Genomic DNA, 26460 nt, shown 5'->3' with positions numbered 1-26460 from the left:
GCACCCACTGACAACGCCGCCCGCGCGGTCCCTACCAGCTGGTCTTGCGGGACAGCTCCCACATCATCATGATCGTCGAGGGGTCCAGCGCCCGCTCCGGACCGGCGATGTCCTCGCTGGCCGCCACGTACTGCTTGCCCTGCCACAGCGGCAGCAGCCGGGCGTCCTCGACCATGATCTTCTGGGCTTCCTCGAAGTCCTTGACCACGTTGGCGCGGTCGCTCTCGCGGCGGGAGCGGGGCAGCAGGATGCCGGTGATCTCGGGCTGCGGGTAGGGCGTGCCGAGGGCGTTCTGGTCGCCGACGAACGGGGCGATGAAGTTCTCCGGGTCCGGGAAGTCCGGGAACCAGCCGCGCCCGAAGACCGGGTACTCGCCCTTCTGGTAGCCCTCGACGTAGGTCTTCCAGGGCCGGCTCTTCAGCGTGATCGTGAACAGGCCGGACTCGTCGAGCTGGCGCTTGAGCTCCTGGAACTCCAGGGCGGTCTCGGAACCGTAGCGGTCGGTGGTGTACCACAGGGTGAGCGGTACGGGCGTGGAGATGTTCGCCTCGGACAGGATCTTGCGGGCCTTGGCGGTGTCGGGCTCGCCGAAGTCGTCGAAGAAGCCGGTGGTGTGGCCGGTGAGGCCCTTGGGGACCATCGAGTAGAGCGGGTCGACGGTGTCCTTGTAGATCTTGTGCGCGATGGCGCCGCGGTCGACGACCTGGGCCACGGCCCGGCGCACGGCGGCCTTGCCCGCCCACTTGTCCTTGGGGTTGAACACCAGGTAGTTGATGTCCGCGCCGGTGCTCTCGACCAGTTGCAGGCCGGGCGCGCTCTCCTTGCGCTGCAGGGCGACGATGTCGTCGGCGGCGAGTCCGCGGTAGGTGACGTCGATCTGCTTGTCCCGCAGGGCCTTGACCATGACGGCGGAGTCCTGGAAGTAGCGGATCGTCACCGCGTCGTTCTTGCGCTGGGCGTACCCCTGATAGTTCTCGTTGCGCTCGAGCCGGGCCTCCTTGTCCTCCTCGTAGGAGGCGAGGGTGTAGGGGCCGGAACCGAAGACCTTGCCGTCCTCGCGCAGCTTGTCGGCCGGGTAGTCGTCCGGGTCGACGATCGACATGGCGGGGGTGGCCAGCACGAACGGGAAGGTGGCGTCGGACTTGTTGAGATGGAAGACCACCTCGTCCGCGCCGGTGGCCTCGACGCTCTGCAGGCTGCCGAGCAGTCCCGCGGGGCCGCCGGGGACGTTGATCCGGCGGATGCGGTCGATGGAGTAGGCGACCGCCTTGGCGTCGAGGGTGTCGCCGTCGGCGAACTTCATCCCGGGCCGCAGCCGGCAGCGGTAGGTGCGGTTGGAGCTGTCCGTGAAGGAGCACTCCTTGGCGGCGTCCGGCTGGGGGGTGGTCGCGCCGTTCGGGTAGGCGAGCAGCGTCTGGTAGATGTTGCGGAACAGCTCCCACGAGCCGTCCCAGGAGGCCGCCGGGTCGAGGGTGCTGGGGGCGCTCGTCGTGCCGACGACGATGGGTCCCGCGTCCTTGGAATCGCCCCCGGACAGCAGGCCGCAGCCGGCCGTCAGGGACGTTATGGAAGCGATCGCCGCCACTTGCCGCAGGCATCGGTTCCGGTTGAACACGCGCACGCTCCTCGATCTGCCATGCCAAGGGTCGGCAGACCATACCGCAGTGCGACGGTTGTTGAACCTGGTTCGTTCACCCTGTGAACACTCTGTTGATGACGACGTTGTCATCCACCCCGGAACAGCCCGTTTGGGTATGCGGGCGCCGTTTCCGTCAAGAGTGGGACGGTAACGGCGCCCGAATCGTCATACGGCCACGGGGCGTCAGGCGACGCCGGCGTTGAGGAACAGTCCTCCGTCGACGACGAGGGTCTGGCCGGTGATCCAGTCGGACTGGGCCGAGGTGAGGAACTCGGCCGCGCCGCCGATGTCGGACGGCACGCCGAGCCGCTTGAGCGGGTACACCGCGGAGGCCTCCTCCTCGCGGCCCTCGTACAGCGCCTGGGCGAACTTGGTCTTCACCACGGCCGGGGCGATCGCGTTGACCCGTACCTTCGGCGCGAACTCGTGCGCGAGCTGGATGGTCAGGTTGACCATCGCGGCCTTGCTGATGCCGTACGCGCCGATGAACGGTGAGGGGGCGAGGCCCGCGACGGAGGCGATGTTGACGATCGCGCCGCCGTTGTCCTTCTGCCAGGCGTGCCAGGTGCGCTGGGCGAAGCCGAGCGCGGAGACCACGTTGGTCTCGAAGACCTTGCGGGCCACGTTCAGGTCGAGGTCGGCGATCGGGCCGAAGACCGGGTTGGTGCCGGCGTTGTTGATCAGGTGGTCGACGCGGCCGAAGGCCTCCATCGTGCGCTCGACGGCCTCGGCCTGGTGGGCCTCGTCGTGGGCCTTGCCGGCGACGCCGATGACCCGGTCGGCTCCGAGCTTGTCGACGGCCTCCTTCAGGGCGTCCTCGCCGCGGCCGGTGATGCAGACCCGGTCACCGCGGGCGACGAGCGCCTCGGCGATGCCGTAGCCGATGCCGCGGCTGGCGCCGGTGACGAGGGCGACCTTGCCCGACAGCTCGGGGAGTTCCACGGAAGTCATGTGCGCTGTCCCTTAGTTGAGCGGTCCGCCGGCGACGTACAGGACCTGGCCGGAGACAAAACCGGCCGCGTCGCCCGTGAAGAAGGCGACGGCGTTGGCGATGTCCTCGGGCTCGCCGACGCGCGCCACCGGGATCTGGGTGGCGGCCGCGGCCTTGAAGTCCTCGAAGCCCATGCCCACGCGGTCGGCGGTGGCCTTGGTCATCTCGGTGGCGATGAAGCCGGGGGCGACGGCGTTGGCGGTGATGCCGAACTTGCCGAGTTCCTTGGCGAGCGTCTTGGTGAAGCCCTGCAGGCCGGCCTTGGCGGCGGAGTAGTTGGCCTGGCCGCGGTTGCCGAGCGCGGAGGACGACGACAGGTTCACGATCCGGCCGAAACCGGCGTCGACCATGTGCTTCTGCACCGCGCGGGACATCAGGAAGGAGCCGCGCAGGTGCACGTTCATGACGGTGTCCCAGTCGGCGACGCTCATCTTGAACAGCAGGTTGTCGCGCAGCACGCCCGCGTTGTTGACCAGGATCGTTGGCGCGCCGAGCTCCTCGACGACCCGCGCGATCGCGGCCTCGACCTGCGCCTCGTCCGAGACGTCCGCGCCGACCGCGATGGCCCTGCCGCCCGCCGCGGTGATCTTCTCCACGGTGTCCTTGCAGGCGGCCTCGTCGAGGTCGATCACCGCGACCGCACGGCCCTCGGCCGCCAGTCGTACGGCCGTGGCGGCGCCGATGCCGCGCGCGGCACCGGTGACTACGGCGACCCGCTGCTCAGTGGTGGACATTGCTGTTTCTCCTCGCCCTCGAGAAAGCCGGAACGCCGGCCGGCCCAGTGCTGCTCCTACGGTACGCCCGTCAGGTGAGCGACCGCTTAGTACCTTCACCACGGCTGACGCTAGAAGCGTTGGCACCCGGTGTCAACGGCACACCGGCGGTGTGTGATCCATTACCTGCTTCCTCGCCCGTGCAGGGGCGCCGGAACACCCGATCGGCCGACGGCCGCGCGCCGTCGGCGCGCCGCGCCCCTAGCGTCGAAGCGCGAGCCAACCGTGCCCGGAAAGGAGGCGCTTCATGCGCCGCAGCACGACAGCCGCCGGCACCCTGATCGCGATGGCCGCGCTCGTGCCACTGGCCGGCCCCGCCCACGCGCGGGATCTGGACTGCCGCGACTTCCGCTACCAGGAGGACGCCCAGGCGGTCCTGGACGCCGACCGCAGCGACCCGAACCGGCTCGACGAGGAGCAGGGCCCGGACGACGGAATCGCCTGCGAGGCGCTGCCGCGGCGGTCACAGGGCCTCACGTCCTCCACGTCGAGGCCGCTCACGCCGGCGCCGGTCACCCCCGTGCCGGTCACGCCCACGCCCGTCGAACCGACGCGGGGCGTGCAGGGCGGAGTGGGCGGGGGCTCCGCCGTCGGGGCCACGGACTGGGACATCGCCATCGGCCTGACCTTCGTCACCGGCGCGGTCCTGGCCACCGGGTACGTGGTGAAGCGGCGCCGCGGCTGAGGCGGCGCGCGAAGGCCCCGGGCCCGCGCCGGGTTCCCCGCCCGGACGTGACCCGCCGCGTCAGCGCACCAGCAGGTCCAGCAGTCGTTCCGTCTCCGCCGCCGGGTCCGTGGTGAGCCCGGTGTGGACCGGGCCCGGCTGGACCACCGTGGAGCGCGGGGCGATCAGCCAGCGGAAGCGGCGCCCGGCGTCGTCGCTGGCGGCCTGCCCCGCGCCGGTGCCGCCGCCGCAGACCTCCTCCACGGCCCGCAGCGCCGCCCGCACGCCGGTGACGTCCGCGTCGGGGTCCAGGGCGAGCAGCCGCGCCTCGTCGAGGTGCGTACGGGCGCCGACGTAGCCCTGGGCGCGGCAGTAGACCAGCACGCCGGCGTTGATGCACTCCCCGCGTTCGACCCGCGGCACGACCCGCAGCAGGGCGTATTCGTAGACGTCGCGTCCGCCGCCCTGCCCGGCCCGGATGATGTGGCGCTCGGCGACCCCGCCGGCCACGTGGATGTGCCGCTCGCTCACTTGTCCCCCTCGATCCCCGTGCCGTGCCGCTCGCTCACTCGTCCGCCTCGATCCCCGTGCCGTGCCGCTCGCTCACTCGTCCTCCTCGATCCCCGTGCCGTGCCGCTCGCTCACTTGTCCCCCTCGATCCCCGTGACGCGTTCGTGGATGACGGCGGCCCGGGCCAGCAGCGGGCGGGCGTAGGCGCGTCGCAGGTCGTCGGGGTGGTCGAAGCCGGGCTCGCCCGTCAGCCAGGCGTCGGGCACCTCGGCGGTGACCTCGGCGAGCAGGTTCTCGGTGACGAGGGGGGCCAGCTCGGCGGCGGCGCCCGCGAGGTCGGGGGCGAAGCTGCGCAGGGCGTGGTCGCCGGCGTCGTAGGGACGCGCGGCGGAGGCCTCGGCGCCGGGCCAGTTGTGGTGCCAGATCATGGTGGCGCCGTGGTCGATGAGCCACAGCTCGCCCCTGCGCACCAGCAGGTTCGGGTTTCGCCAGGACCGGTCGACGTTGTTGATCAGCGCGTCGAACCAGACGATCCGCCCCGCCTCCTCGGGCGTGACCGCGAAGGCGAGCGGGTCGAAGCCGAGCGCGCCGGAGAGGAAGTCCATGCCCAGGTTGGTGCCGCCGCTGGAGCGCAGCAGCCCCTGCACCTCGGCGTCCGGCTCACCGAGGCCGAGTACCGGGTCGAGGTCGAGCGCGACCAGACGCGGCACGCGCAAGCCCAGCCGGCGGGCGAGTTCCCCGCACACCACTTCGGCGACGAGCGTCTTGCGCCCCTGCCCGGCTCCGGTGAACTTCAGGACGTACGTCCCGAAGTCGTCCGCCTCGACGAGTCCCGGCAGCGAGCCGCCCTCCCGCAGAGGCGTGATGTAGCGGGTCGCGGTGACGTGCTTGAGCATCGCCCCAGGTTACTTGGGGCCGCGCGGTGAACCGCCGGTCCCCCGGGCCCGTACTGGTCTGCAGTTCTCCAGGCATCCGGCGAAGGGACATCGGCATGACCAGCGAATCGCTCCAGGCCTCCTCGGGCCCCACCCGCCGTACCGTCGTCGCCGCGGTGGGCGTGGCCGGGGCCGCGGTCGCGCTGAGCGCGTGCGGCTCGGGCGACGGCGGCACCACGGCCGCGAAGCCGGGGACCGCGCTGGCCAAGACCTCGGACATCCCCGAGGGCGGCGGGAAGATCCTCCCCGACCACCAGGTGGTGGTCACCCAGCCGACGGCGGGCTCGTTCAAGGCGTTCTCGTCCACGTGCACGCACCAGGGCTGCGCGGTGACCGGTGTCCGGGACGGTGTGATCAGCTGCCCCTGCCACCACAGCGAGTTCTCCATCGCCGACGGCAGCGTGAAGCGGTCCCCGGCGACCCGGCCGCTTCCGGAGGTGCGGATCGCCGTCAGCGGCGACGACATCACCCTCGCGTGACGCCCGGCCGCGGCGGGCGGGCGCCCTTGCGCGGCCCGGGGGGACGGCCCAAGATTCCCGGCGTCACGTCGGACGGCGGAGGGGGCCCGATGACCGCCGCACAGCGCCGGGGCCGGAAGATCATGATGACGCCCGGCGAGCTGGACGCGTTCCTCGCCGAGCAGCGCACCTGCCGGGTGGCGACGGTGTCGGCGGACGGCGCCCCGCATGTGAGCGCCCTGTGGTTCCTGTGGGACGGCACGGCGCTGTGGCTGTACTCGGTGGTGCGCAGCAGGCGGTGGGCCGATCTGCGCCGCGATCCGCGGGTGGCGGTCGCGGTCGACACCGGCGAGGAGTACGGCGAGCTGCGCGGCGTCGAGCTGTCCGGGGCCGTGCGGACGGTGGGCGAGGTGCCGCGCACCGGGGAGCTGTGCGCCGAACTCGACGCGGTGGAGACGCGGTTCGCCCGCAAGTACTTCGGTCTGGACATGCTGCCGCACGACGGCCGCCACGCCTGGCTGAAGCTCGTGCCGGGCAAGGTCGTCTCCTGGGACTTCCGCAAGCTCAGCCCGCGGTAGCCGTGGCCGCGCCCTCGACGTGCTCGGCCGCCGCCCGCAGCGCCGCGACGGCCGCGCGGATCGAGGGGCGGCGGTCGGCGTCCGAGCGCCAGACGACGTACACATGGCGGCGGACGCGCTGCTTGAGCGGCACGGTTACGACGCCGTCGGGCACCGGGTGCCGGCCGAGCAGCGGCGCGATGCACACGCCGAGACCGGCGGCGACCAGGCCGAGCTGGGTGTGCGTCTCGCCGGCGCGGTGGCCGACGATCGGCTCGACGCCGCGTGAGCGCAGGGTGTACATCAGCCACTCGTGGCAGAACTCGCCCTCGGCCCAGGTGATCCACTCGTCCTCGGCGAACTCCCCGAGGTCCACCTCGGCGCGGTCGGCCAGCGGATGCCCGGCGGGCATCGCCACATCGGCGGGGTCGTCCAGGATGGACGCCTTGACCAGCCCTTCGGGCAGCGGCATCGGCTTGTTGTACCAGTCCAGGACGACGGCCAGATCGAGGTCGCCGCGCACCACGGCCCGGATGCCGGCCTCGGGCTCCAGCTCGCAGGAGCGGATCCGCAGCGCGGGATGTTCGGCTCGCAGGGCGGCGAGGGCGGCCGGGAAGAGGCCGCGCGCGGCCGTCGGGAACGCCGACAGCCGCAGCTCGCCGACCACCCGGCCGCGCTGGGCCTCCAGATCCGACTGGGCGAGCTGCACCTGGGAGAGGATGCGCGCGGCGTGCTCCGCGAGCAGCCGGCCGGCATCGGTGAGCCGGACGCCGCGGCCGTGCTTGGCGAGCAGTTGCTGACCCACCTCGCGCTCCAGCTTGGCCAGTTGCTGGGACACGGCGGAGGTGGTGATGTGCAGCCCCTCGGCAGCGCCGCTGACCGAGCCGTGCCGGGCGACGGCGTCGAGGGTGCGCAGACGCTCGAGGTTCAGCAAGAGGGGCTCCTTCGACGACGGACAACGCGTTAGCAATGCTACGAGATACCGGGTGCGAATTCTCGATTGTGCTACGAGATGGCCGTGCCGCATGGTTACCTGCATGAGCACCGCCTCCGTCACCCGCCCCCGGTCGCGCACCGGCGCCCCCGAGCCCCGCTCCCCCCGCCTGGACTGGCGGCTGCGCTTCGCCGCACTGTCGCTGATCTGGGGCTTCAGCTTCCTGCTCATCAAGGTCGGCACGCACGGCTACGCCCCCTTCCAGGTCACCCTGGGCCGGCTGGTCTTCGGTACGGCGGTGCTGGCGGCGGCGATGGCGGTGAAGCGGGAGCGTCTTCCGCGCGGGACGCGCACCTGGGCGCATCTGACGGTCGCCGCGTTCCTGCTGAACGCGCTGCCCTTCTCGCTCTTCGCCTACGCGGAGCTCACGATCCCCTCCACGCTGGCCGGCATCTGCAACGCCACCTCGCCCCTGTGGGGCATGGCGCTGTCGCTGGTCGCGCTGTCCGAGGACCGCCCGACACGGCTGCGGGTGGCGGGCCTCGGCGTCGGCTTCCTCGGTGTACTCACGGTCCTCGGCGCCTGGCAGGGCTTCAGCGGACTGGACGCCAAGGGCACGGCGCTGGCCCTGCTGGCGTCCTTCAGCTACCCCGTCGGCTGGATCTACGTCCGCCGCACCCTGGCCGGCAGCGGTCACTCCAACCTCTCACTGACCGGTGCCCAGCTGCTGCTGGCCACCCTGCAACTGGCCGTCGTCACCCCGCTGTTCACCACCGTGCCGACCCACGTCTTCGCGCTCCCCCTGCTCGCGATCGCGGCCCTGGGCGCCCTGGGCACCGGATTGGCGGTGCTGATCCAGTACGGCCTGGTCGGCGAGGTCGGCCCGACGACGGCCCAGATGGTCACGTACTTCATCCCGGTGATCGCCACGGCCGCGGGCGTCGCCCTGCTGGACGAGTCCCTGCGGTGGTCCACCCCGGTGGGCGCGGCGATCGTCCTGGCGGGCGCGGCACTGACGCAGGCACGGTCGAGGCACTGAGAAGCAACCGCCGCCCGCGGGGACGGGGTTCCCGGCGGCGGCCCTACACCGGCCGCCCCACTCCACCCGCCCCCAGAGCCGTCGCGATCGCCTGCGCCAGCGGGCCCGCTTCCCCTTCCGGCAGGGTCGAGACCGTCACGCGGATGCCCGGCGTCGCGCTCATCCGGAAGCGGGCGCCGGGCGCGACCGCCCAGCCGGCCTGAAGGAGCCGGGCGACGGCGCCGGTCTCGTCGGGGACCGGGATCCACACGTTGAGCCCGCTGCGCCCGTGCGCGCGCACGCCCCGCTCGGCGAGCGCGCCGATGAGCGCGTCCCGGCGGCGGCCGTACGCGCCCGCCACGGCCGGCACGTCCACCGCGCCCTCGGCCCACAGCCGGGCCACCGCCCGTTGCGTGATCCGGCTGACCCAGCCGGGCCCGAGCCGCTGCCGCCCGCGCACCCGGTCGAGCGTGACGTCGTCGCCGGTGAGCACGGCGAGCCGCAGGTCGGGACCGTAGGCCTTGGCGGCCGAGCGGACGAGGGCCCAGTGCCGGGTGACGCCGGCGAGGGGATGCAGGGGCAGGTCGACGATCGCGTGCCCGTGGTCGTCCTCGATGAGCAGCGTCCCGGGATGCTCGCGCAGCACCGCCCGCAGGGCACGCGCGCGTGCGGCGCTCACCGCGGCGCCGGTGGGGTTCTGCGCGCGGTCGGTGACGATCACCGCGCGGGCGCCGGCCGCGAGCGCGCCGCGCACGTCGTCCGGCAGCGGCCCCTCGTCGTCCACGCGGACCGGCGCGGTGCGCAGTCCCAGCGCCGGGACGAGGTCGAGGAGGCTCCCCCAGCCGGGGTCCTCGACGGCGACGGTGTCACCGGGCTTGAGATGTGCCGCCAGTACCCGCTCGATGGCGTCCAGTGAGCCGGAGCAGACGGCCAGCGGCCCGTCCGGCACCCCGTCGGCGTGCAGCGCTGCCCGCGCCCACGACTGAAGTTCCGGCTCGACGGGCGCGGCGCCGTACAGCACCGGCTCCCGGTCGCCCTGCGCGGCGGCCGCTGCGAAGGCGGGGCCGAGCGGCGGCAGCAGCGCCGGGTCGGGGTTGCCGTTCGTCAGGTCCCGCACCCCCTCGGGGATGTCCACGCCGATGTACTCGCGCCCCGTCGTGGCCGGCCGGGGCCGCACCCGGCTGCCCCGCCGGCCGGCGGTCTCGATGACCCCGCGCTCGCGAAGCGTGCGGTACGCGGCCGCGACCGTGTTCGGGTTCACCCCGAGCCGTACCGCCAACTCCCGCATGGGCGGCAGGAGTTCGCCGGGGGTCAGGGCCCCGGCGGCCACCGCGCGCTCGACATCGGCGGCGATGTCTGCTGCACGCCGCCCCTGGATCGGATATTCTCCTAGCACAAAGCCGATTATGCACTAGTGCAATACAGATCGCCAGTTCCACGACGCCGCCTCAGGGAGAGCGCCATGCAGGGGACCTCGACCACACCGTCCACCGCCTACCCCCCGACCGACCGCACCGTCCCCACCCGCTCCGCCGAACGCGCCCGCTACGACGCGGAACTGGTGCACGCGATACTCGACGAGGGCTACGTCTGCCACCTCGGCTTCGTCCGCGACGGCGCACCCGTGGTGCTGCCGACGCTGTACGGCCGGGTCGGCGACCGGCTCTACGTGCACGGCTCGACCGGCTCGCGCCCGCTGCGGATGGCCGGCCAGACCGACCCGGGGCTCGCGGTGTGCCTGACCGTCACCCATGTCGACGGGCTGGTGCTGGCCCGGTCCGCCTTCCACCACTCGATCAACTACCGCTCCGTGGTGGTGCACGGCATCGCCCACGACGTGACCGACCCCGAGGAGAAGCGGCTCGCGCTCGACGCGCTGGTCGACCACGTCGTCCCGGGCCGCGCCGCGGACTCCCGGCCGGCCAACAAGAAGGAACTGGCCGCCACCGCCGTGATCCGCCTCGACCTGAACGAGGTGTCCGCCAAGCTGCGCACCGGCGGCGTCAACGACGAGCCGGAGGACCTCGCCCTGCCCCACTGGGCCGGCGTGGTCCCGCTGCGCAAGGGCTACGACGCCCCGGTGGCCGATCCCCAGCTCGCCCCCGGCACCGGGCTGCCGGACTACCTCGCGGTGCTGTGATGCTGATCCACCCCTGGGACGCGCCCCAGGACGACGCGGAGTGGCAGAGCTGGCTCGCCGCCCACGACTTCGGCCAGCTCGCCGTCAACGGCCCGCCCGGCGAACCGCCGTTCGTGCAGCCGCTCCACTTCGCCTACGACGCCGAGCGCGGCGAGGCGGTCACGCACCTGGCCCGCCCCAACCCGCTGTGGGCGGCTCTGGAGGCGGACCCGGAGGTCGTGCTGAGCGTCGTGGACGACTATGTGTTCATCCCCGGTCCCTGGCAGGCGCCGGCCGGCGTGCCGCCCGAGCACGGCACGCCGACCAGCTTCTACGCGGCCGTCCAGCTGCGCTGCCGCGCCCACGTGGTGGACGACCCGGCTGCGAAGGCGGAGCTGCTCAACCGGCAGGTCGGCCACTTCCAGCCGGAGGGCGGCTCCGCCCCGGCAACGGTGGGCGAGGCGCCGTACGGGCGGCTGCTGTCCGGGATCCGCGGCATCCGGCTGGAGGTGACCGGCGTACGCGCGAAGTTCAAGTACGCCGGTCACCGCCCTCAGGAGACGCGGGAGCGGATCGCGGCCGGGCTCGCCGACCGGGACGGCCCCCGGGACACGGTGGCGCGGGAGCACCTGCTGCGCAGGAAGAGCGCCTGAGCCGCCCGCACCGCCCGGCCTACGCCGGCGCCGGTGTCCGTGCCTCCGCCAGCGCGAGCCCGGTGACCGAGGCCAGCATCAGGACGGTGCCGGCGCACGTGGCGGCGGTGAGCCGTTCGCCGAGGAGGGCCACGGCGAGCACGGCCGCGCTCACCGGCTCCAGCAGCATGATCACGGACACCGTCGCCGACCGGACCACCGCGGCGCCCGCGAAGTACAGGGCGTAGGCGAGGGCGGTCGGCACGGCGGCGATGTACGCCAGCAGCCACAGGGTCCGGACGGGGTCGGCGGTGTGCGGGATCAGGCCGTCGGCCAGGGCGAACGGCAGCAGGCACAGGCTGGTCACCGCGAACGCCCCGACGGACGTACTGGCGGCGTCCGCGCCGCCGTCGCGCCCCCACCGGCGGGTCAGCAGCGTCATGGCGCTGTAGCCCGCGGCGGACAGCAGCGCCAGGCCGACTCCCCACGGCCGTACCGCCGCCGCCCCCGAGCCGAGGACGAGGACGCCGAGCCCGGCGAGCGCGCCCGCCACCGCGGCCAGGCCGCCGCGGCCGAGCCGCTCGCCCAGGGTCAGCCGGGCGCCGAGCGCGATCAGGACGGGACCGGCGCCGAGCGTCACGACGGTCGCCACGGCGAGGCCGGTGGCGGCGACGGCGGCGAAGTACGCCGTCTGGAACACCGCGAGCCCGACGCCCGTGGCGCCGGCCCGCAGCAGCCGGCGGCCCAGCGGTCCGGGCGTCGCGGCGACCGCGGGGCGGGGGCCGAAGCGGCGGGCGGCCAGCAGCAGGACGAGTCCGGCGGCGCAGCGCCAGAAGGACAGGGTGACGGCGCTCATGTCGGCGGCCCGGTAGACCAGGGAGGCGGCCGCACCGGCGGTGCCCCAGGCGGCACCGGCGACGATCAGATACAGCAGGCCTCGCCCAAGGGGCAGGCCGGAAGCAGGAGTGGACACGCGTTCTCTCCGCAGAAAACAGAAGTTCGTGGAAGGACCCCGCCCGAGCGGGATCCGCTGACGTCTTCTGCGGGCAGCACCGTTCGGCCCGGCGGCGTGCGCCGGGCGTACTTCACCGGAGGGCCCGCCTCAGGCGGCCGGAGGCGGAAGAACGAGTGCGTCCGAAGGCATGGGCCGCACCTTATGCGGCCGTTCCGCGGGCCGACAACTCCCTTTCGGCGCCCCCGGCGGCGACCGGCTCCGCCGAGCCCTTCGCGGGCGTGGACGACTGGGCGATGAACGCGCCGACCAGGACCACCGCGCCACCGGCGATCTGCGGGGCGGACAGGTGCTCGCCGAGCAGCACCCAGGCCAGGACGGTCGCGATGACCGCCTCCAGGCAGGCCACCACGCCGGCCACCTGCGGGGAGAGCCGGCGCACCGACAGCACGCCGGTGACGTAGGCGACGACCGTGGCGAGCAGGACGATCCAGGCGAGCAGCAGCCAGGCCGCGACGGGTGTGCCGTTCATCGGGGCGGTGTGCGCGAGCACGGACCAGTCCATGCCCCAGGGGCGTGCCACGACGGTGAGCACGGCGGAGCCGACGAGCAGGCCGTAGGCGATGACGCCGAGCGGGTCGGGGGCGTCGGCGCCGGAGTCGCTGCCCTGGTCGGACAGGACGAAGTAGCCGACCTGGCAGCAGGCGGCGCCGAGCGCGAGCAGCAGTCCGAGGGCGTCGAAGCTCAGCCCCGACCACACCTCGACGACACAGGCGAGGCCGCCGACGGCGAGGATCACTCCGAGCGCCGCGGCCCGCGTCACCGGCCGCCGCTGCACGAACCGCACCCAGCCCAGCACCAGCGCCGGGGCGAGGTACTCGATGAGCAGCGCGACCCCGACCGGGATCCGGGACAGGGCGGCGAAGTAGAACGCCTGGACACCGGCGACGGCGAGCAGCCCGAACCCGGCGAGCAGCACCGGGCGGCGGCGCAGGAGCGCGCGGTGGCGGACGGCGAGCGGCAGCATGACGAGGGCCGCGCCCGTCACCCGCAGCCACACCACGTCCAGCGGGTCGAGTCCCGCCTCGATCAGCGGTTTGGCCGCGACGCCGGAACCACCGAAGGCGAGGGCCGACACGAGCGCGAGGGACAGCCCGGCGCCCTTGCCGCGACTGCCCTGATTGCTTCCAGACGTATGCACCGGCACATGATGGCAGGGCACGACAGGAGCGTCATCCTCTGTGGCTGCTGTCTCACCGGCTGGACGATCCGGCGTCTCCGGACGGTTCCTGAGCGAGGGTCGGCTCCGCGGGGAGGCCCGGCTCGGGGGCAGGGTGCGACTCGGAGGCCAAGCGCGACTCGGGGGCCAGGCACGATTCCGGATTCAGGCGCGATTCCCGAGTCAGGAGCGATTCCCGAGTCAGGCGCGTGGCCAGTTCGTGCGCGTCGATCCCGGCGTGGCCGAGCACCTGGACGGCGCGCGCTTCGGTGTCCGCGACGAGGGCGGCGAGCAGCTCGACACCGCGGGCCGCGCGCCCGTGCCGCGCGGCGCGCTCCTCGGTCCGCGCGACGGCGAGCGCCGCCAGCGGCGAGTAGCCCTCGGCCCGGACCGTCGCGGGCGGCGCGCCGGAATCCTCCACGGCGGTCTGCCAGCGCAACCCGTAGCCGATGCTGCGCTGGACGAGGTAGCCGAGCAGCCGGGCGACCTGCGCCGCCTCGAACACGGCGCGCACGTCGGGGTCGGACTCCAGCAAGGAGTGCAGGAGGTGGGCGGTGTCGATGTGCCGGTCCCCGTCCCGTACCGCCCGGCGCCGGGCGCCCGCCACGACAGCGGCCAGTCCGGGGCCCAGCGGGACATCGTTGTCGTCGCGGCGGACGCCCTGGTCACGGCTGGCTTGCTGGGGTATACGGGGATGCACGCCCCCTACCCCATCACTCCCCCCGGGGCGTCCGCATCCACGGCACGAAGCATCTCCGCGTCCCACGAGGAGTGGACTCCGCCCACCGTGATCTCCTCCTTACGGATGAGATCACGCCGTTTCCCCCCGAGCGGCGCGCCGGCCGACCGGACGCACGAAGGCGCCCCGCACGACCGCGCGGGGCACCTTCACCGCCGTATCACTCAGTCCTCGTCGGCGAGGATCAGGTAGAGCTTCTTGCGCGCGTCGTTGAGGACGGCCAGCGCCTTGTCGCGCTGCTCCTTCGTGCCGGTCTTCCAGACCTGGCCGAAGGCCTCCATCAGTCCGACGCCCGCCTGGCGGATCTCGCCGAGCGCCTCGAAGTCGATCCCGCGGGAGGCCTCCTCCCACGGAGCCTCGGGGCCCTCTTCGGCCGCCGTACGGCCCTCCTCGGTGAGCGCGAAGAGCTTCTTGCCGCCCTCGGACTCACTGGCGATCAGCCCCTCGTCCTCCAGCAGCTGGAGGGTGGGGTACACCGAGCCGGGGCTCGGCTTCCAGGCGCCGCCGCTGCGTTCGGCGATCTCCTGGATCATCTCGTAGCCGTGCATCGGCCGGTCCTTCAGCAGGGCCAGGATCGAGGCCCGTACGTCTCCGCGCCGTGCCCGTCCGCGCGGTCCGCCACGCCCTCGGCCGCCCCAGGGGCCGTGCCCGCCGAAGCCGGGGCCGAAGCCGCCGGGGCCACCCGGACCGAAGGGGCCGAAGGCCGCGCGCCGGCTGTCACCGCCAAATCCGCCGAAGCCGCGCTCGGGGCCGCCGTGCCGATGTCCGTGCTCGAAACCGTGGGTACGCATCGCGATCACTCTCCTCTTTCATCATCATGTTCGCATTCGATCGTCGATCATTCGCGATGCTTCAACGATATATCGGAAGCGTTCGCATGACAAGGTCCCTGGAGCCCTGCCTCGCGGCCGACCGGACGCGCCTCCCCCGCCGCGGACCGGTCCAGCACCGCCGAATTGGCCTTGGCCTGCGGCTTCCCGCCGCCGCTACCGTCGGGACATGCGCATTCGAATCGTCGACGCCTTCACCGACCGCCCCTTCGCCGGCAACCCGGCCGGGGTGCTCCTGCTCGACTCGTTCCCGGCCGACGAGTGGCTGCAGAACGTGGCCCTCGAGGTCAACCACGCCGAGACCGCGTTCGCGCACCGCCTGCCCGAGGGCGGCGAGGCCGACTGGGCCCTGCGCTGGTTCACCCCGGCCACCGAGGTCGCGATGTGCGGCCACGCGACCCTCGCCACCGCCCACGTCCTGCACACCACCGGCGCCCACGAGGGTCCGGTCCGGTTCGCCACCCGCAGCGGCGTCCTGACCGCCACCCCCCACGAGGACGGCTCGATCACGCTGGACTTCCCCACCGCGCCGCTCACTGCGGTCCAGGTCCCGGCCGGGGTCGCCGACGCCCTCGGCGCCGAGCCGCGCGCCGTATTCGACACCGGCCCGAACATCGGCGACCTGCTGCTGGAGCTCGCCGACGAGAAGACCGTGCACGGCCTGACCCCGGACCACAAGGCCCTGGCCGCCTTCTCGGAGCGCGGCATCATCGCCACCGCCCGCGCGGAGGACCCGGCGCGCGGCTACGACTTCGTCTCGCGGTGCTTCTTCCCCAACGTCGGCATCGACGAGGACCCGGTCACGGGCAGCGCCCACACCGCGCTGGCACCGTTCTGGGCCGAGCGCCTCGGCCGCCCCGGCCTCACCGGGCTGCAGGCGTCACCGCGCTCCGGCCGTGTGCGCACCGAGGTGCGCGGTGAGCGCACGCTGCTGAGCGGCCGGGCGGTCACCGTGATCGAGGGCGACCTGCTCACGCAGCCGTGACGGCGCGCTGCCGGCGGTTCACGGCGTCGGCAGCCAGCCCACCTTGCCGGCCAGCAGCGCGTATCCGACGAACGCCCCGATGTCGAGCAGGGAGTGCGCCACCACGAGGGGGCCGACCCGGCCCCAGCGGCGGTAGAGGCAGACGAAGACGACGCCCATCACCATGTTCCCGAGGAAGCCGCCGATGCCCTGGTAGAGGTGGTAGGAGCCGCGCAGCACGGAGCTGGCGGCCAGCGCGGTGCCGGGCGTCCAGCCCAGCTGGCGCAGCCGGCGCAGCAGATAGCCGACGACGACGACCTCTTCGAGGACGGCGTTCTGCACCGCCGACAGGATCAGCACGGGGTACTTCCACCACACGCCGGGCAGCGCCTCGGGCACCACGGTGAGGTTGAAGCCGAGGCCCCGCGCGGCCAGGTAGAAGGCGATGCCGGTGCTGCCGATCACCGCGGCGATCGCGGCGCCCCGGCCGAGGTCGGGCCAGGGGCGGGAGCGGTCGAAGCCGAGCGTGCGCAGGCTGCCGCCCTCCCGCAGCAGCAGGTGCGCCACGAGCGCGACCGGCACCAGCGCGGTGGCGATGCCGAACAGCTGCCAGGCGAGGTCCAGCCAGGGCCGGCCCGGCGCGGCGGAGGCGTTGAGTGTGGCCGCCTGCTCCTTGAGGCCGCCCGGCTTGGTCACCGAGCCGACGAAGCTGATCAGCGCGGACACGCCACTCGCGCCGAGCGACAGCCCCAGGACGAGCAGGGTCTCGTCACGGAAGATCCGCCGTGAGAGCCGCTGTTCGGGAAAAGTCTCGGTCACTGACCCGCCTCCGCCTGCACACCGTGGGAGGTCACAGCATGCCCGATCACGGCAGCGCGGAGTCCGTCGGCCCCCGTCGCGGGGCGCGCCCCGGCCGAGCCGCCGAGGAGCGCCGCTCACCGGCACGCAGTGCCGCTCAGCCCGGAGCAGCGCGGCTCACTCGCGAGGAGCGCCACTCACCCGCAAGCAGCACCGCTCACCCCGGAGCGGTGCCGCTCAGCCCGGAGCAATGCGGCTCACCCCAGTGGCACCGGCTCCCGCAGCCCCACCGGCCAGCTGTGGACGGGGTCGCCCTTGCGCATCAGCTCGCAGTAGCGCCGGGTCGTGGCCGCCAGGGCCGCCTCACGCGACAGCCCCTCCTCCAGCGCGTTGTGGAAGGTGGCCGCCTGCCAGGTCGCCCCGTTCGCGCGCCGCCGGCACCGCTCGTCGATCACACCGAGGTACAGATCACGGTCGGCGGGCTCGATGCCCCACGCGTCCAGCCCCGCCTCCGCCAGCGGCAGCAGCTCGTCCCGGACGAGGGTGACCGCGTCGACGGTGGTCGTGCCGCCGAGCCGGCCGCGCCGCGGCCACTCCAGGCGGGCGTCGATGCCGTACCGGCACGCGGCGTCGAAGTTGGCGGCGGCCGCCTCGAACGGCAGCCGGGTCCACACCGGCCGCGTGTCCTCGGCGAGGGCGCGCACGACGCCGTAGTAGAACGCCGCGTTCGCGACCACGTCCGTCACGGTCGGGCCGGCAGGCAGCACCCGGTTCTCCACGCGCAGGTGCGGGACGCCGTCGGCGACGTCGTAGACGGGCCGGTTCCAGCGGTAGACCGTGCCGTTGTGCAGGACCAGTTCGGCGAGCTTGGGCGTGCCGCCGGCGTCGATCACCGCGAGCGGGTCCTCCTCGTCGCAGATCGGCAGCAGCGCCGGGTAGTAGCGCAGGTTCTCCTCGAACAGGTCGTACGCCGAGGTGATCCACCGCTCGCCGAACCAGGTGCGCGGCCGCACGCCCTGCGCCTGGAGTTCGGGCGGGCGGGTGTCCGTGGACTGCTGGAACAGCGGGGGCCGCGACTCGCGCCACAGCTCGCGGCCGAACAGGAACGGCGAGTTGGCGCCGAGGGCCACCTGCACGGCGGCGACGGCCTGCGCGGCGTTCCACACGTCGGCGAAGCGGCCCGGGGTGACCTGGAGGTGCAGTTGCACGGAGGTGCAGGCGGCCTCCGGAGTGATCGACCTCGAGGTGCACCGCAGATGCTCCACGCCCTCGATGTCGAGGGTGAAGTCCTCACCGCGGGCGGCGACGATCTGGTCGTTGAGCAGGGTGTAGCGGTCCACGTCGGAGATATTGGACGACACCAGGTCGTCCCGGTCCAGGGTGGGCAGAATCCCGATCATCGCGATTCCGGCGTCGACCTCTCCCGCCTTGCGGTCCGCGTAGGCCAGGGCGACGCGGAGTTCCTCGGCGAGCCGGTCGAATACCCGGTCGCCGAGCCGGTGGGGGGCTATGTTGACTTCCAGGTTGAACATGGCGAGTTCTGTCTGGAAGTCCCGGCTCGCGATCCGCTCCAGCACTTCCGCGTTCAGCATTTTCGGCAGCCCCTCGGAGCCCACCAGATTCAGCTCGATCTCCAGCCCCATCAGGTTCTTCGGACGGTCGAACCGCTGCTGGGCCAGAAGCCGCTCGAGCCCCGTCAGGCACTGTTGCAGCTTCTCGCGATAGCGCTGGCGATCGGACAGGTCGAACGAGCCTGCCACGACCTTCTCGCCCATCGAAGCGTCCCTTCCTCAGGTGGGGCGGGGCCCGGTCATCGGGCCTCCGGTGTCCGGTGCACGGGGGATGATGCCCAGCCGAAGCGATCCATAACGCATGCGCGCGAGAGCGTGAGCGGCTAGGCTTGCCGGGTTGTCCGGCGGGTTGTCCAGTGGCACATTCCCAGGGCATGCGGCGTCAGGCACTTTCCACGGGAATGGATCTCGTGAAAAACACCGACGAGAATTGGCCGACCCCTGGACCTGCACTTCCCGAGGTCATCGCCGTTCAGCCTCCGCGGAATCGGGATGATTCCCGCGAATCGCCGACCGAATAGGCTCTTGCCGAGTAGTCCGGAAGCGGCTAGACGAAACACAGGCTGAACACGTGTCGTATAAACTCGCTGGACAGGGCAGCAGGTTGGCGCCCGCGGTCGAAGGCTTGTCGTCGGGGTGACGGACGACGAGCCACCAGCGCACCTCTTTCACACTCCGACCCCGGCCCCTGCCTCGCCGAGCCCTGATCCCGAGAGCTGACAGCGTCGTCCGCCCACGCCCGCCCTCACGCCACCATGCCTGCCGAATGAGAGGCGACCCACCATGCCGCTGCATGTACCCCCGGCTCCCGCGCCCGCACTTCGCTCCGTCCTCACAGCACTCGGTTCCCCGACTGCGGTCCGTCAAGCACCCACTCCTTCCCTCCGCAACGCCGAGGGGCCGGCGACGCCCGATCTGCCGCTGCCCGTGCATGTGCTGGACGCGATCACCCCCGAGGGGGTGCGGGCCACGCGGCTGGCCGGGTGGCGGTTCCTGATCCGCTGTGGCGACCGCGCGGTGGCGGCGGCCGAGACCCGGCTGACGCCCGACGGCTGGGCCTTCTCCCACTTCTTCGAAGGGCCCTACATCGCCTCCACCGAGCGCGCACTGCGCCAGGCCGAGTCGGTGCCGCAGCCGTACCAGGCGCGGCTGCTGTCCGTGCCCGGGCTGTACATGCTCACCCTGTGGCTGCACGGGGACTGCACGGCGGACGGGGCGACGGGGCATCCACAGGCGACGGATCTGCTGGTGCCGCTGGCCCCCGCGCCACCGGGGATCGCCGCCCACCGCCCGCACCGCGTCTCCGACCTGCTGCCGGTGCTCACCCTGCGGGCCACCCCGGCCCCGCTGCTGGGCCAGCCCGCCTGACGTCCTTCACCACGCCCTTCACCACGTCCTTCACACCGGGCCCCGCCTCCGCACCGGGAGCGGGGCCCACTCATGCCCCCTCATGGGCGCCCCACCGGCAAATCCGCTCCTAAGAGCAATTCATCGCTCGAAGGAGCCGAAATACCCGTCCGATCCCATACGGACTAGTCACCCAGGGCCACGGCGAACCACCCGAACGTGCAGGTCAGTTGGACTGAACCAGCCGCCCGGGTGATGCGTACTCAATCTGTGAGGGAGCGGTGCTGCGAAATCCCTGCGGATTGTCGCCCATGGGGCAACACTGGATTCCGACCGACTTTCCAACGGGGGCGGACATGACCACAACAGAGCGAGAGATCTCACCCACCATGTGCCAGCACCAGCCGCCGTGTCCCTCAGCCGACTCAGCCGACAGGGAGTCCGCCCGTCTCGTGGCGCACCACCCGGAGCAGGGCTGGAGCCTGCTGTGCAACGGCGTACTCCTCTTCGAGGACACCGGCGAACTCCTGCCCAACGGCAAGATCATCGCACCGCACCGCCCGCTGGACACCGGCCGGGTGATGACGGCCGCCTGAGCCACCGGCTCCCGGGGCCGGCCGCAGCCACCGGCTATGCACCGGCCCCCCACACCGCGCAGTCCGAGGTCGCCGTCGGCGCCGCACCCGCCAAGGTCAGCGCCACTCCATCAGCTCGCTCAGGGCGTTGTTGAGCTACAGCACCTTGACCCGGGGCTCGCCGATCAATGGCAGCGGTGGTGGCCCGCCCCCACCCCGGTCCACGTCGTCCTGCGCAGACGGACGGTCCCCGTCCACGTCAGAACCCCGTAAGAGAACCTTCCCGGGGCTTGTCGGCGCCCCCACCGCCCGCTTCCATGAGCGCGGGCACAGCGCCCGGCATCTCGACCGACCGACGTCGCGGTCCGGCTCCGCCGCGGCGCTCGCGGGTACGCCGGCCTCCCCGCCGACGCGCGTTCCGTGCCCGAGGGGCGCCGAGGCCCGTCCCGGCGCCCCTCCCGCCACCTTCCGGGGCCCGCCCGGACGCATCCGGCGCCCCTCGCGCGATCATCCCGACGCCCTCCCGACGCCCTCCCGCGATCGCCGGGCCACCCTCAGGTGCTGCATCCCCCGTCCGGCCCAACCCCTTCCCTCCCAGCTCACCCCGCCGACCAGGCCAGTCTTAACGCAAGATTGACGCCGCCCGGCCCTTGATCCGAAGGCCCGGGCGTCACGCTCCGCATACGCTGGTGCCGCCGACCGCGTGATGGCCGAATCCACACGCCGAGCCGCACTTCAGGAGCACCCCGATGGCCACCACCGAGCACCCCCCTCCCAGTCGCCTGCGCGCGTGGATGCTGGAGGGGCTGTCCGACATGGGCAAGGGCGGCGGCGGCCTCAGCGGGCCGCACGCCGCGCCGGAGCCCCCGCACAAGGGACAGCGCTGGTACCGGGTGATGTGCCTGACCGGCGTCGACTACTTCTCCACCCTCGGGTACCAGCCCGGCATCGCCGCGCTCGCGGCGGGCCTGCTCTCCCCTGTGGCGACCCTCGTGCTGGTGATCGTCACCCTCGCGGGCGCGCTGCCGGTCTACCGCCGCGTGGCGAAGGAGAGCCCGCACGGCGAGGGCTCGATCGCGATGCTGGAGAGGCTGCTGTCGTTCTGGCAGGGCAAGCTGTTCGTGCTCACCCTGCTCGGCTTCGCCGCCACCGACTTCCTGATCACCATCACCCTGTCGGCGGCCGACGCCTCCACGCACCTGGTGGAGAACCCGCACCTGACCAGCGCCCTGCACGACAAGCAGATGCTGATCACACTGGTGCTGGTGGCCCTGCTCGGCGCGGTGTTCCTCAAGGGCTTCCTGGAGGCGGTCGGCGTCGCGGTCGCGTTGGTCGGCGTGTATCTCGCGCTCAACGTGGTCGTCGTGATCGTCGGCATGTACCAGGTGGTCACCGCCGGACACCTCGTCACCGACTGGACCAGCGCTCTGACCGCCGAGCACGGAAACGTTTTTGCAATGGTCGGCGTGGCTCTGCTCGTCTTCCCCAAGCTGGCCCTCGGCCTCTCCGGCTTCGAGACCGGCGTCGCGGTGATGCCGCACGTCAAGGGCGATCCCGGCGACACCGAGGCCAACCCCGCCGGCCGTATCCGGGACGCCAAGAAGCTGCTGACCACCGCCGCCCTGATCATGAGCTGCTTCCTGATCGCGACCAGCTTCATCACCACGCTGCTGATCCCGGAGCGGGAGTTCAAGCCGGGCGGCGCCGCCAACGGCCGCGCGCTGGCCTACCTCGCGCACCACTACATCGGCGGCGCGTTCGGCACGGTGTACGACATCTCGACCATCGCCATCCTCTGGTTCGCCGGCGCGTCCGCGATGGCCGGACTGCTCAACCTGATGCCGCGCTACCTGCCCCGCTACGGCATGGCCCCGCACTGGGCCCGCGCGGTGCGCCCGATGGTCCTCGTCTTCACCCTGGTCGCCTTCCTGGTCACCTGGATCTTCGACGCCAACGTCGACAAGCAGGGCGGCGCCTACGCCACCGGCGTCCTCGTGCTGATCAGCTCCGCGGCGATCGCGGTGACCATCGCCGCCCGCAAGGCCGGCCAGCGCGGCTGGACCATCGGCTTCGCGGTGATCTCAGCGGTGTTCCTCTACACCACCGTCGTCAACGTCATCGAGCGCCCGGACGGCGTGAAGATCGGCGCCTGCTTCATCGCCGGCATCATCCTCATCTCCCTCCTGTCACGGCTGCTTCGCGCCTTCGAACTGCGGGTCACCAGCGTGACGCTCGACCCGCTGGCCGAGCGGTTCATACGGGACATGGCCAGCCGCAAGATGCGCTTCATCGCCAACGAGCCCGACCGGCGCGACAAGGCCGAGTACCGCGAAAAGATCAAGCAGATCCGCGAGGACAACGACATGCCGGAGCAGGACGACTTCGTCTTCGCCGAGGTGACGGTCACCGACCCGTCGGAGTTCGAGGGCGGTCTCACCGTGCGCGGCGAGATCCTGCACGGCCGCTACCGGGTCCTGACGCTCGAGTCCCCGTCCGTGCCGAACGCCCTGGCGGCGCTGCTGCTGTACGTCCGCGACACGACGGCCTGCACCCCGCACATCTACTTCGAGTGGACCGAGGGCAATCCGTTCACCAACTTCCTGCGCTTCTTCCTCTTCGGTTCGGGCGAGGTGGCCCCGGTGACGCGCGAGGTGCTGCGCGAGGCCGAACCGGACCGCGAGCGGCGCCCCCGCGTCCACACGGGCTGACGTCCCCGCGTCCACGCCGGCTGACGTCCCCGCGTCCACGCCGGCAGACGCCCTCGCGTCCACGCCGGCTGATGCCCCCGCGTCCACACGGGTTGACGCCCCCCGTGGCCACGCAGGCTGACACACCCACAGCCCCGGATCAGGTGCGTGCCCGCGGCGCCCTTATGGTGACCGGCATGCAGTCCTACACAATCGGCCAGGCAGCACGGCTCCTCGGCGTGAGCCCCGACACCGCGCGCCGCTGGGCGGACGCCGGCCGCATGACCACCCACCGCGACGAGGGCGGACGGCGGCTGATCGACGGACGGGACCTGGCGGCGTTCTCCGTCGAGCTCGCGAAGGCGGGCACCGACGAGGAGGAGACGCCGTACACCTCCGCCCGCAACGCCTTCCCCGGCATCGTCACCGCCATCAAGCTCGGCGACGTGGCCGCCCAGGTGGAGATCCAGGCCGGGCCGCACCGGCTGGTCTCCCTGCTCACACGGGAGGCCGTCGAAGAGCTGGGCCTGGAGGTCGGCATGGAGGCCACCGCCCGTGTGAAGTCGACAAACGTACACATCGACCGCGCCTGACCCGCCGCCGCGGGGGAACGCGACTCCGCACCGTACGAACGCACATGCCAGCCGGCACCTCGGCGGCCATAGCTCATGCGATGAGACAGCAGACTTCTCCCTCGCAGATGCGTCAGTATGATCGACGCATGGGAGGGGTCCTTTCGGGCTGCCTCCGCCTTGAGCACAAAGGGAGTCAACCCGTGATGACCCGTCCCGCCCGCCGGACACTGTGGATCACCGGCGCGTCGGCCGCCGCGCTGCTGGCGCTGAGCGCCTGCTCCTCGCCCTCCGGCTCCTCCGACTCATCCGGCTCCTCCGGCGCGCCGGGCACGTCGAGCGCCTCGTCGTCGCCGAAGCTGTCCGGCACGGTCACCGTCTTCGCGGCCGCCTCCCTCAAGGAAAGCTTCACGGCCCTGGGCAAGCAGTTCGAGAAGGAGCACCCCGGCACCCAGGTCAGCTTCAACTTCGGCGGCAGCGACTCCCTCGCCGCGAGCATCACGGGCGGCGCGCCCGCCGACGTGTTCGCCGCCGCCAGCCCCAAGACCATGAAGATCGTCTCGGACGCCAAGGACACGGCCGCGGCGCCGACCACCTTCGTGCGCAACCAGCTGGAGATCGCCACCCTGCCGGGCAACCCCGACAAGGTCGCCTCCTTGAAGGACCTCACCAAGTCCGGCCTGAAGGTCGTGCTGTGCGACAAGACGGTGCCGTGCGGCGCCGCCGCCCAGAAGGCCCTCAAGGCGAGCAACCTGACCCTCACCCCGGTCTCCTACGAGCAGGACGTCAAGAGCGCCCTGACGAAGGTCGAGCTGAAGGAGGCCGACGCCGCCGTCGTGTACAAGACGGATGTGAAGTCGGCCGGTGACAAGGTGCAGGGCGTGGAGTTCCCCGAGTCGGCCAAGGCCGTCAACGAGTACCCGATCGCCCCGCTGAAGAACGCGCCCAACGCCACCGCCGCCCAGGCCTTCATCAACCTGGTCAAGTCCGCCGAGGGCCAGAAGGTGCTGACCGAGGCGGGGTTCCTCAAGCCGTGACGTATCCGGGCAGGACCGGCGCCGCGGACAGCCTTCAGGGCGGTCCGCGGCGCCGCCGCGCCCGCACGGGCGTCGTCCCCCTGCCCCTGCTGCTGCCGGCGCTGCTGGGTCTGGCGTTCCTGGTGCTGCCGCTGGTCGCCCTGCTGATCCGAGCGCCCTGGAGCACCCTGCCGGACCAGCTGACCAGCACCGAGGTGTGGCAGGCGCTCCAGCTTTCCCTGCTCTGCGCCACGTCCGCGACCGCGCTGAGCATCCTCGTCGGCGTCCCGCTGGCCTGGCTGCTGGCCCGCACGGAGTTCCCCGGACGGGGTCTGGTGCGCGCCCTGGTCACCCTGCCGCTCGTCCTGCCGCCGGTGGTGGGCGGCGTCGCCCTGCTGCTCGCCCTCGGCCGCAACGGGGTGATCGGGCAGTGGCTGGACTCCTGGTTCGGCGTCACGCTGCCGTTCACCACCACGGGCGTCGTCCTCGCGGAGACCTTCGTGGCGATGCCGTTCCTCGTCATCAGCGTCGAGGGCACCCTGCGGGCCGCCGACCGCCGCTACGAGGAGGCCGCGCAGACCCTGGGCGCCTCCCGCTTCACCGCCTTCCGCCGGGTCACCCTGCCGCTGATCGCGCCGGGCGTCGCGGCCGGCGCGGTACTCGCCTGGGCGCGGGCGCTCGGCGAGTTCGGCGCCACGATCACCTTCGCCGGCAACTTCCCCGGCCGTACCCAGACCATGCCCCTCGCGGTCTACCTCGCGCTGCAGAACGACCCGGCGGCGGCCATCGCGCTCAGTCTGGTGCTGCTCGCGGTGTCCGTCGCCGTGCTGGCGGGGCTGCGGGACCGATGGATGAGCACCTCATGACCGGCACCGAGAACGACACCGAGAACCCGGCGACCGCCGCCCCCGCCCAAGGCGCCGCGGGCCTGGACGCCCACCTCGTCGTCGACCGCGGCACCTTCCGGCTCGACCTGACCCTCGCCGCCGCACCCGGTGACGTGGTCGCCCTCCTCGGTCCCAACGGCGCCGGCAAGACCACCGCCCTGCGCGCCCTGGCCGGCCTCGCCCCGCTGCCCGGCGGCCGGCTGCGCCTCGACGGCACCAGCCTGGACCGTACGCCGCCCGAATCCCGCCCCGTCGGCGTCGTCTTCCAGGACTACCTGCTCTTCCCGCATCTGACGGCCCTGGACAACGTGGCGTTCGGGCCGCGCTGCCGGGGCGCGGGCAAGGCCGAGGCCCGCGCCGAGGCCGCCGCGTGGCTGGAGCGCATGGGGCTCACCGAGCACGCCGGCGCCAAACCGCGCCGGCTGTCCGGCGGGCAGGCCCAGCGCGTCGCCCTCGCCCGCGCGCTCGCCACCCGCCCGCGGCTGCTGCTGCTCGACGAGCCGCTCGCCGCCCTGGACGCCCGCACCCGGCTGGAGGTGCGCGCCCAGCTGCGCCGCCATCTCGCCGAGTTCGAGGCGGTGGCCGTCCTGGTCACGCACGACCCGCTGGACGCCATGGTGCTGGCCGACCGGCTGGTGGTGATCGAGCACGGCCGGGTGGTCCAGGAGGGCACGCCCGCCGACATCGCCCGCCACCCGCGCACCGACTACATCGCCCAGCTGGTCGGCCTGAACCTCTATCGCGGCCGGGCCGACGGCCACACCGTGAAACTGGAGGCGGGCCCGGAGATCACCACCACCGAGCACCTCACCGGCGGGGTCTTCGTCGCGTTCCCGCCGGGCGCGGTCACCCTGCACCGCGAGCGGCCGAGCGGTTCCAGCGCCCGCAATCTGTGGTGCTGTGAGGTGGCCGGCCTGGAGACCCACGGAGACCAGATCCGCGTCGACCTCACCGGCGAGCTGCCGCTGGCCGCCGACCTCACCACGGTCGCCGCGGCCGAGCTGGACCTGCACCCGGGTGCACCGGTGTGGGCGACAGTGAAAGCGGCACAGACCCACGCATACCCGGCCTGA

Annotated in this window: 26 protein-coding genes and 1 pseudogene; 14 read left to right on the top strand and 13 right to left on the bottom strand. The window is 72.6% G+C overall.

Annotation, left to right across the window (positions count from 1 at the left end; all coding sequences use genetic code 11):
- Positions 1-31: 31 nt before the first annotated feature.
- The 3 genes from AC0B9F_RS33155 to fabG all read right to left on the bottom strand — a co-directional run bounded on the left by AC0B9F_RS33155 (position 32) and on the right by fabG (position 3364).
- Positions 32-1615: an ABC transporter substrate-binding protein gene (locus AC0B9F_RS33155; RefSeq protein ID WP_472008804.1), complete on the bottom strand. Its 1584-nt coding sequence runs from the start codon at positions 1613-1615 to the stop codon at positions 32-34.
- Between the two features lie 207 nt (positions 1616-1822).
- Entirely contained in the window at positions 1823-2590 is a 768-nt protein-coding gene (locus tag AC0B9F_RS33150; RefSeq protein WP_472008802.1) for an SDR family oxidoreductase, read from the bottom strand.
- 12 nt (positions 2591-2602) lie between these two features.
- On the bottom strand, positions 2603-3364 hold the full coding sequence (gene fabG, locus AC0B9F_RS33145) for a 3-oxoacyl-ACP reductase FabG (RefSeq protein ID WP_472008800.1): 762 nt from the start codon (positions 3362-3364) through the stop codon (positions 2603-2605).
- Between the two features lie 286 nt (positions 3365-3650).
- On the opposite strand from fabG, the gene AC0B9F_RS33140 reads away from it, so the two are divergent.
- Positions 3651-4088: an excalibur calcium-binding protein gene (locus tag AC0B9F_RS33140; RefSeq protein ID WP_472008798.1), complete on the top strand. Its 438-nt coding sequence runs from the start codon at positions 3651-3653 to the stop codon at positions 4086-4088.
- A gap of 60 nt (positions 4089-4148) precedes the next feature.
- Here the strand turns inward: AC0B9F_RS33140 and AC0B9F_RS33135 are convergent, their stop codons facing one another.
- Both AC0B9F_RS33135 and AC0B9F_RS33130 read right to left on the bottom strand, forming a co-directional pair.
- On the bottom strand, positions 4149-4598 hold the full coding sequence (locus tag AC0B9F_RS33135; protein ID WP_472008796.1) for a DUF3037 domain-containing protein: 450 nt from the start codon (positions 4596-4598) through the stop codon (positions 4149-4151).
- A gap of 110 nt (positions 4599-4708) precedes the next feature.
- A complete protein-coding gene (locus AC0B9F_RS33130; protein ID WP_472008794.1) occupies positions 4709-5473 on the bottom strand; it encodes a HipA family kinase in 765 nt (254 codons plus the stop codon).
- A 95-nt stretch (positions 5474-5568) separates the two neighbouring features.
- On the opposite strand from AC0B9F_RS33130, the gene AC0B9F_RS33125 reads away from it, so the two are divergent.
- Together AC0B9F_RS33125 and AC0B9F_RS33120 are read left to right on the top strand one after the other, a co-directional pair.
- Positions 5569-5991: a Rieske (2Fe-2S) protein gene (locus tag AC0B9F_RS33125; RefSeq protein WP_472008792.1), complete on the top strand. Its 423-nt coding sequence runs from the start codon at positions 5569-5571 to the stop codon at positions 5989-5991.
- Positions 5992-6080: 89 nt separating this feature from the next.
- Positions 6081-6548 carry a pyridoxamine 5'-phosphate oxidase family protein gene (locus tag AC0B9F_RS33120; RefSeq protein ID WP_472008790.1) on the top strand — a complete coding sequence of 156 codons (468 nt, stop codon included), beginning with the start codon at positions 6081-6083 and terminating at the stop codon, positions 6546-6548.
- Here the strand turns inward: AC0B9F_RS33120 and AC0B9F_RS33115 are convergent.
- Positions 6535-7461: a LysR family transcriptional regulator gene (locus AC0B9F_RS33115; RefSeq protein WP_472008788.1), complete on the bottom strand. Its 927-nt coding sequence runs from the start codon at positions 7459-7461 to the stop codon at positions 6535-6537. The genes AC0B9F_RS33120 and AC0B9F_RS33115 overlap by 14 nt on opposite strands.
- A 103-nt stretch (positions 7462-7564) precedes the next feature.
- Here AC0B9F_RS33115 and AC0B9F_RS33110 point away from each other — a divergent pair, with 103 nt between their 5' ends.
- Positions 7565-8500, top strand: coding sequence for a DMT family transporter (locus tag AC0B9F_RS33110; RefSeq protein WP_472008786.1), 936 nt, complete (start codon positions 7565-7567; stop codon positions 8498-8500).
- A gap of 43 nt (positions 8501-8543) precedes the next feature.
- On the opposite strand, the gene AC0B9F_RS33105 is transcribed toward AC0B9F_RS33110, so the two are convergent.
- Entirely contained in the window at positions 8544-9875 is a 1332-nt protein-coding gene (locus AC0B9F_RS33105; RefSeq protein WP_472008784.1) for an aminotransferase class I/II-fold pyridoxal phosphate-dependent enzyme, read from the bottom strand.
- Between the two features lie 66 nt (positions 9876-9941).
- Here AC0B9F_RS33105 and AC0B9F_RS33100 point away from each other — a divergent pair, with 66 nt between their 5' ends.
- Both AC0B9F_RS33100 and AC0B9F_RS33095 read left to right on the top strand, forming a co-directional pair.
- Entirely contained in the window at positions 9942-10619 is a 678-nt protein-coding gene (locus AC0B9F_RS33100) for a pyridoxamine 5'-phosphate oxidase family protein (protein ID WP_472008782.1), read from the top strand.
- A complete protein-coding gene (locus tag AC0B9F_RS33095) occupies positions 10619-11251 on the top strand; it encodes an FMN-binding negative transcriptional regulator (RefSeq protein ID WP_472008781.1) in 633 nt (210 codons plus the stop codon). Before AC0B9F_RS33100 ends, AC0B9F_RS33095 begins: the two co-directional genes overlap by 1 nt.
- 19 nt (positions 11252-11270) lie before the next feature.
- On the opposite strand, the gene AC0B9F_RS33090 is transcribed toward AC0B9F_RS33095, so the two are convergent.
- The 4 genes and pseudogenes from AC0B9F_RS33090 to AC0B9F_RS33075 form a co-directional block, all read right to left on the bottom strand.
- Positions 11271-12203 carry a DMT family transporter gene (locus AC0B9F_RS33090; protein ID WP_472008780.1) on the bottom strand — a complete coding sequence of 311 codons (933 nt, stop codon included), beginning with the start codon at positions 12201-12203 and terminating at the stop codon, positions 11271-11273.
- A 181-nt stretch (positions 12204-12384) separates the two neighbouring features.
- Complete coding sequence (locus AC0B9F_RS33085) at positions 12385-13389, bottom strand: EamA family transporter (protein ID WP_472008967.1); 1005 nt, start codon at positions 13387-13389, stop codon at positions 12385-12387.
- Between the two features lie 214 nt (positions 13390-13603).
- Positions 13604-14101, bottom strand: a pseudogene (locus tag AC0B9F_RS33080) (hypothetical protein); the annotation flags it as partial.
- A gap of 203 nt (positions 14102-14304) precedes the next feature.
- The gene (locus tag AC0B9F_RS33075; RefSeq protein ID WP_472008779.1) at positions 14305-14931 is read right to left on the bottom strand and encodes a PadR family transcriptional regulator; all 627 of its coding nucleotides are present in this window, start codon (positions 14929-14931) and stop codon (positions 14305-14307) included.
- 208 nt (positions 14932-15139) lie between these two features.
- Between AC0B9F_RS33075 and AC0B9F_RS33070 the strand changes: the two genes are divergently transcribed.
- Positions 15140-15955 carry a PhzF family phenazine biosynthesis protein gene (locus AC0B9F_RS33070; RefSeq protein ID WP_472008777.1) on the top strand — a complete coding sequence of 272 codons (816 nt, stop codon included), beginning with the start codon at positions 15140-15142 and terminating at the stop codon, positions 15953-15955.
- 18 nt (positions 15956-15973) lie between these two features.
- Here AC0B9F_RS33070 and AC0B9F_RS33065 read toward each other — a convergent pair whose 3' ends face one another.
- Positions 15974-16753: a CPBP family intramembrane glutamic endopeptidase gene (locus tag AC0B9F_RS33065; protein WP_472008776.1), complete on the bottom strand. Its 780-nt coding sequence runs from the start codon at positions 16751-16753 to the stop codon at positions 15974-15976.
- A gap of 236 nt (positions 16754-16989) precedes the next feature.
- Complete coding sequence (locus AC0B9F_RS33060; RefSeq protein ID WP_472008775.1) at positions 16990-18507, bottom strand: glutamate-cysteine ligase family protein; 1518 nt, start codon at positions 18505-18507, stop codon at positions 16990-16992.
- Positions 18508-19086: 579 nt separating this feature from the next.
- Between AC0B9F_RS33060 and AC0B9F_RS33055 the strand changes: the two genes are divergently transcribed.
- From AC0B9F_RS33055 to AC0B9F_RS33025, 7 genes are all read left to right on the top strand, one after another.
- Positions 19087-19671 carry a hypothetical protein gene (locus AC0B9F_RS33055; protein ID WP_472008774.1) on the top strand — a complete coding sequence of 195 codons (585 nt, stop codon included), beginning with the start codon at positions 19087-19089 and terminating at the stop codon, positions 19669-19671.
- Positions 19672-20039: 368 nt separating this feature from the next.
- Complete coding sequence (locus AC0B9F_RS33050; protein WP_363265711.1) at positions 20040-20246, top strand: DUF5999 family protein; 207 nt, start codon at positions 20040-20042, stop codon at positions 20244-20246.
- Positions 20247-20974: 728 nt separating this feature from the next.
- Positions 20975-22933 (top strand): APC family permease, encoded by a 1959-nt coding sequence (locus AC0B9F_RS33045; RefSeq protein ID WP_472008773.1) that lies wholly within the window; start codon positions 20975-20977, stop codon positions 22931-22933.
- A 176-nt stretch (positions 22934-23109) separates the two neighbouring features.
- The gene (locus AC0B9F_RS33040; RefSeq protein WP_472008771.1) at positions 23110-23505 is read left to right on the top strand and encodes a TOBE domain-containing protein; all 396 of its coding nucleotides are present in this window, start codon (positions 23110-23112) and stop codon (positions 23503-23505) included.
- 185 nt (positions 23506-23690) lie between these two features.
- Positions 23691-24521: a molybdate ABC transporter substrate-binding protein gene (gene modA, locus AC0B9F_RS33035; protein ID WP_472008770.1), complete on the top strand. Its 831-nt coding sequence runs from the start codon at positions 23691-23693 to the stop codon at positions 24519-24521.
- Positions 24518-25366: a molybdate ABC transporter permease subunit gene (gene modB, locus AC0B9F_RS33030; RefSeq protein WP_472008768.1), complete on the top strand. Its 849-nt coding sequence runs from the start codon at positions 24518-24520 to the stop codon at positions 25364-25366. The genes modA and modB overlap by 4 nt, the downstream gene beginning before the upstream one ends.
- Positions 25363-26460 (top strand): ABC transporter ATP-binding protein, encoded by a 1098-nt coding sequence (locus AC0B9F_RS33025; RefSeq protein ID WP_472008766.1) that lies wholly within the window; start codon positions 25363-25365, stop codon positions 26458-26460. Before modB ends, AC0B9F_RS33025 begins: the two co-directional genes overlap by 4 nt.

Source organism: Streptomyces sp. NPDC097129, from assembly GCF_055668065.1.
This window is presented reverse-complemented; position numbering and strand designations above follow the sequence as displayed.

Excerpts from the sequence above, each read along its gene's own strand:
- AC0B9F_RS33150 (WP_472008802.1), bottom strand. The coding sequence starts at position 2,590 with ATGACTTCCGTGGAACTCCCCGAGCTGTCGGGCAAGGTCGCCCTCGTC.
- fabG (WP_472008800.1), bottom strand. The coding sequence starts at position 3,364 with ATGTCCACCACTGAGCAGCGGGTCGCCGTAGTCACCGGTGCCGCGCGC.
- AC0B9F_RS33140 (WP_472008798.1), top strand. The coding sequence starts at position 3,651 with ATGCGCCGCAGCACGACAGCCGCCGGCACCCTGATCGCGATGGCCGCG.
- AC0B9F_RS33130 (WP_472008794.1), bottom strand. The coding sequence starts at position 5,473 with ATGCTCAAGCACGTCACCGCGACCCGCTACATCACGCCTCTGCGGGAG.
- AC0B9F_RS33125 (WP_472008792.1), top strand. The coding sequence starts at position 5,569 with ATGACCAGCGAATCGCTCCAGGCCTCCTCGGGCCCCACCCGCCGTACC.
- AC0B9F_RS33120 (WP_472008790.1), top strand. The coding sequence starts at position 6,081 with ATGACCGCCGCACAGCGCCGGGGCCGGAAGATCATGATGACGCCCGGC.
- AC0B9F_RS33110 (WP_472008786.1), top strand. The coding sequence starts at position 7,565 with ATGAGCACCGCCTCCGTCACCCGCCCCCGGTCGCGCACCGGCGCCCCC.
- AC0B9F_RS33100 (WP_472008782.1), top strand. The coding sequence starts at position 9,942 with ATGCAGGGGACCTCGACCACACCGTCCACCGCCTACCCCCCGACCGAC.
- AC0B9F_RS33095 (WP_472008781.1), top strand. The coding sequence starts at position 10,619 with ATGCTGATCCACCCCTGGGACGCGCCCCAGGACGACGCGGAGTGGCAG.
- AC0B9F_RS33075 (WP_472008779.1), bottom strand. The coding sequence starts at position 14,931 with ATGCGTACCCACGGTTTCGAGCACGGACATCGGCACGGCGGCCCCGAG.
- AC0B9F_RS33070 (WP_472008777.1), top strand. The coding sequence starts at position 15,140 with ATGCGCATTCGAATCGTCGACGCCTTCACCGACCGCCCCTTCGCCGGC.
- AC0B9F_RS33060 (WP_472008775.1), bottom strand. The coding sequence starts at position 18,507 with ATGGGCGAGAAGGTCGTGGCAGGCTCGTTCGACCTGTCCGATCGCCAG.
- AC0B9F_RS33055 (WP_472008774.1), top strand. The coding sequence starts at position 19,087 with ATGCCGCTGCATGTACCCCCGGCTCCCGCGCCCGCACTTCGCTCCGTC.
- AC0B9F_RS33050 (WP_363265711.1), top strand. The coding sequence starts at position 20,040 with ATGTGCCAGCACCAGCCGCCGTGTCCCTCAGCCGACTCAGCCGACAGG.
- AC0B9F_RS33045 (WP_472008773.1), top strand. The coding sequence starts at position 20,975 with ATGGCCACCACCGAGCACCCCCCTCCCAGTCGCCTGCGCGCGTGGATG.
- AC0B9F_RS33040 (WP_472008771.1), top strand. The coding sequence starts at position 23,110 with ATGCAGTCCTACACAATCGGCCAGGCAGCACGGCTCCTCGGCGTGAGC.
- modA (WP_472008770.1), top strand. The coding sequence starts at position 23,691 with ATGACCCGTCCCGCCCGCCGGACACTGTGGATCACCGGCGCGTCGGCC.
- AC0B9F_RS33025 (WP_472008766.1), top strand. The coding sequence starts at position 25,363 with ATGACCGGCACCGAGAACGACACCGAGAACCCGGCGACCGCCGCCCCC.